Here is a 4,202-nt window from a genome sequence, read left to right on the forward strand (position 1 = left end):
CAATCTGAGGGTTAGAGATCTATTATTCTCTAACCCTCTTTTTTGTCGAATTGAGTAGAGTCATCATCCATTCCTCCAATCACCCCCGAACTTGTCCACGTCTACGTATGCGAAATACAACCCTATTCACCAAATCGTTTTAAACTTTCAAGGAAATCACCAACAGACAGCTCGCTTATTTGATTGAGCAGGTTATCCATTTGGGTTTTCTTGCGAAGAGAGCCGACCAGCAATACCTCAACGGCTTGATCACGGTCGACAAGAACAGATTGAACCTGCAGGGAATTGGTTAATAATGCAGCGATAACTGCAATTTGGTCAATGCTTAGTTTAGGGCAGTTGGCTTTTTTCTTATTATTATTTTTAGAGTTTCTGTTTCCATTTCCACTTGATTTTTTTATTATTATTTTTTGAAAAGGACACAGCCACTCACCCTCTTATCAGATTACTCTCCAATTGTCTCTGCCGGTTCTGCCCCCGTTCCTTGAATGATCCCAAATGCATAGGCAACGAACAGAACTATGACCACAATAAGAAGTATCAGTCGTTTATTGTCATCTTCATCGGCCATGCTCATTCTCCTTGGTGACACGGTATTTTATCATGATTATTGTAATCAGGATGAGGGGGAAAGGTTCCAACAGTTCGGCCTAATCTGGCAGTAAATCATCCAGAATACTGGCTTACAAAAATGTAATGTGGCAAATACAATGGATTTCGTTGACTTTTGATCGTCTAATCGATAAAGTTACGAATGCGACTACAGTGATAAAGAGGGTTACAGATGAACGCGTATCTATTTCCAATTAAATTTGCTTTTCTTACGTTCCCGATAGCGGCATTACTCTTGACGCTTCCTTTTTTAATCGTGCAATATCGCAAATACGGGTATGTAAATAAGGTTCGCGCTTTGGTGCTTTATTCCATGCTGCTCTATTTTATTTCTGCTTATTATTTGGTGATATTGCCGCTGCCGCAAAATGTGCATAATTGTGTGGATCGGGCAGGTGCAGTATTTGAGCAGCTGCGCCCACTCCAATTCGTTCGCGATATTATGAAGGAGTCTAGTGTTGAATGGTCGCATCCAACGACCTATGTACAGCTGCTGAAGGAAAGAGCCTTTTTCCAGGCCGCATTCAATGTGGTATTGACGCTGCCGCTTGGCGTATATATGCGCTACTATTTCCAACGATCGTTCTTGCAGACGACGTTTATTGCATTTCTTGTCTCTTTATTTTTTGAGATTACGCAACGAACAGGCTTGTATGGGTTCTACGATTGTCCATATCGGTTGTTTGATGTAGATGACTTGATTTTGAATACTGCAGGGGGCTGTATCGGATTTTTACTGGCACCAGTATTTACATACTTCCTGCCGCGTTCACACCAGCTGGATGAACATGTAGATCTGAGCAAGAAGCCTGTTGGATTCATTCGCAGAGGAATCGCGGTGTGGCTGGATATGACATTGCTATCGATTATCATGGGTTGCATCTACATTGTATACCGTACGATTGCATATGGAGACAACTATAGCAATTTCGAGCTGAGTGAATTTAATTTCTTGTATTTGGCAGCAGGTATTTTCGTTTATTTTATACTCATACCAACGTTTACGGATGGGAAAACCTTCGGCAAATGGGTAACACGTATCCACTTGGTTCAGGACGATACAGAGGGTTCCCTTTGCAGAAATACATTTGTCGGTTTGCTGAAGCGATACGGTATATTGTATTTCGGTGTGGGTGGAATCAATTACGTACTTGGGTATGTATTGAAGTTCAACGAGGCTATGGATTCGCTGGTTATGATATTGGTAGTGATTGCGTGGCTTGGTTTCAACGGTATACTCTTCCTGCACCTCATGCTGCATCTGTTCAAGAAAGATAAGCGTCTATTTTACGAAAAAATAAGCCGAACTCGTAATGTGATTACCATCCCAGAACGAATGAGGCGAGAGTTGACAGATGAATATTCTGTTCCTTCTACGCAGGATGAATCAGTTGGTAATGAGCCTGAAATCACTGCTAAACCAAACTACGATGACATCCTGAACAAAGAGCTGGTTGTTGATGACGTGATAACCTCAGTACCATCCAGACATGAAGTGCATTCAGATGAGAAACCTGAAAATCAGGTTATGCAGGCTCCGCAGTCAACAGGGTCAGCACGTTCGAATAATGCTCGCGACTTGGTTGATCAAGAGCTGGCTCGTCTGAAGGAGAAGCTGGCGAAGAAAGAAGAATAAATACAAATTAAGAAGGGCCTCTAATCATCACAGCATTGTGATTATAGAGGCCCTTCTTATTGGAATTTCGTTCATCTAAATCGAGATGCGAGCGTAAATTGGTAATAAATGCACTAGAGAACAATATCATTCGTTCTTTGACCAGAAGGGTTACTCCTAATGGTGCGCCAGCAACAGTTCTTATCGTGGCTTACTCTTTGCCTTCTACTGAGCCATCCGCACTAGGACGGAAGGATTGTGGCTTGGGGATTTTTTTTGGACGGAAACGTGCCGCTACGTAGTTACGCTTACGGTCACGATAAAATATCCATCCCCCTATGAAGCCCACGCCAATAATGAACAGAAGCAGACCAGCGGTGAAGGGCAGCCATTGGAATGCGGGGGCTGATAGCTTATCATTGCCATGGTCGACCACATAATCGAACACAGCATTTTTCATAAGCAGAAATCCGCTTGTCGCGGTTACCCCTGGTATAACCAGAAGCAGAACCGCAATAAATCGAGTGATTACATGTGTTTGCTTCATTATGATCTTCACCTGCTCACGTCATGAAAGTTAGCTTCATATTACCTTGATTGCGCATACTTGTCTAATGTTTCCTCTCCTTAAGAACCAATAGGATTACATTTGTCATGTTTGCTGCGCAAAGAAAAGGGAGTACAATAGAACCATCGGAAATGAACGCGAAAGGAGAGTTGCTTGCATGACGAAACAAGTAGATGTTGCGATTCTGGGTGGAGGAACTGGAGGTTATATCGCTGCAATTGCAGCAGCCCAGGCTGGCAAGTCAGTCGCTGTCATTGAGCGTGAGAAGCTAGGGGGAACATGCTTGCATCGAGGTTGCATCCCAAGCAAGGCTCTGCTTCGGAGTGCTGAAATATACCGTCAGGCAGGAGAAGCCGAATCCTTCGGCATCGAGATTGAGGGACGGAAGCTGCGCTTTGATCGGGTTCAGGCTCGCAAGCAGAAGGTTGTAGACCAGCTTCATAAAGGTGTGCAATTTCTGATGAAAAAGCACAAAATTGAAGTCATTCATGGAGTGGGACGGATTATGGGGCCTTCCATCTTTTCACCGAGAAGCGGCTCAGTCGCGGTAGAATGTGAAGAGGGAGAAGCGATCACAATCGTGCCGAACCATGTCATTATTGCAACAGGATCACGTCCGCGCATTTTGCCAGGACTTCCAGTAGATCACCCTTCTGTTGTTACGACGGATGAGGCGCTGGAATGGACAGAGCTGCCGAAGAGAGTGGCGATTCTAGGGGGCGGAGTCATTGGGGTAGAATGGGCTTCCATGCTGACAGACTTCGGTGTTGAAGTGAATGTCATTGAGTCTGCTGCTCATCTTGTTCCGCAAGAAGATAAGGACGTCTCAACCGAACTTCAGCGTCAATTGGCGAAGCGTGGTGCGCGAATACATACACAAGCAATTGTTGAACCTGAGAAAATTCAAATAGATCCAGACACAGGAGAAGTGAAGCTTGAGATTACCTCGAACGGACAAGCGATAGACATAAATGCAGACAAGCTGCTCGTATGTATAGGAAGACAGGCCAATATTGAGAACATTGGGCTGGAAAATGCGGGCATTGAATACGGCAATGGTCGTATTATTGTTAATGAATTTATGCAAACAAATGAGTCTCATATATATGCGATTGGCGATGTTATTGGGGGATTACAGCTTGCTCATGCTGCATCAGCAGAAGGAATTCTTGCAGTTCGTCACATATGTGGCGAGGCAGATTCGGGGATCGATTCCCGTCGTATACCTCGCTGCATCTATACAGCGCCAGAAACGGCATCCATCGGATGGACGGAGAAGGAAGCAGTTGAAGCGGGATTTTCGATTAAGACGAGCAAAGTTCCGTTTCAAGCAATAGGCAAGGCAATTGTGCAGGGGGATACGACTGGATTCGTGAAAATAATTGCAAATGCGGATAGCAATGATTT

At 44.3% G+C, this 4,202-nt stretch carries 3 protein-coding genes and 1 pseudogene; 2 read left to right on the plus strand and 2 right to left on the minus strand.

The annotated features are described in order from the left end of the window. Nucleotides 1-445 precede the first annotated feature (445 nt). Entirely contained in the window at nt 446-571 is a 126-nt protein-coding gene (locus tag AZ66_RS33470; RefSeq protein WP_269433151.1) for a hypothetical protein, read from the minus strand. A gap of 213 nt (nt 572-784) precedes the next feature. On the opposite strand from AZ66_RS33470, the pseudogene AZ66_RS27435 reads away from it, so the two are divergent. Further along, nucleotides 785-1,939 (plus strand): annotated as a pseudogene (locus AZ66_RS27435) (VanZ family protein); the annotation flags it as partial. A gap of 499 nt (nt 1,940-2,438) precedes the next feature. Here AZ66_RS27435 and AZ66_RS27440 read toward each other — a convergent pair. Continuing rightward, entirely contained in the window at nt 2,439-2,774 is a 336-nt protein-coding gene (locus AZ66_RS27440; protein ID WP_044357811.1) for a DUF2627 domain-containing protein, read from the minus strand. Between the two features lie 178 nt (nt 2,775-2,952). Between AZ66_RS27440 and lpdA the strand changes: the two genes are divergently transcribed. Next, the coding region (gene lpdA, locus AZ66_RS27445; protein ID WP_044357812.1) for a dihydrolipoyl dehydrogenase at nt 2,953-4,202 on the plus strand (1,250 nt) is incomplete at its 3' end.

Source organism: Paenibacillus sp. E194, from assembly GCF_000935845.1.
Taxonomy (GTDB): domain Bacteria; phylum Bacillota; class Bacilli; order Paenibacillales; family Paenibacillaceae; genus Paenibacillus_B; species Paenibacillus_B alvei_B.

Bases quoted from the DNA above. Each gene is read 5' to 3' on its own strand.
- AZ66_RS33470 (WP_269433151.1), bottom strand. From the start codon at position 571: ATGGCCGATGAAGATGACAATAAACGACTGATACTTCTTATTGTGGTC.
- AZ66_RS27440 (WP_044357811.1), bottom strand. From the start codon at position 2,774: ATGAAGCAAACACATGTAATCACTCGATTTATTGCGGTTCTGCTTCTG.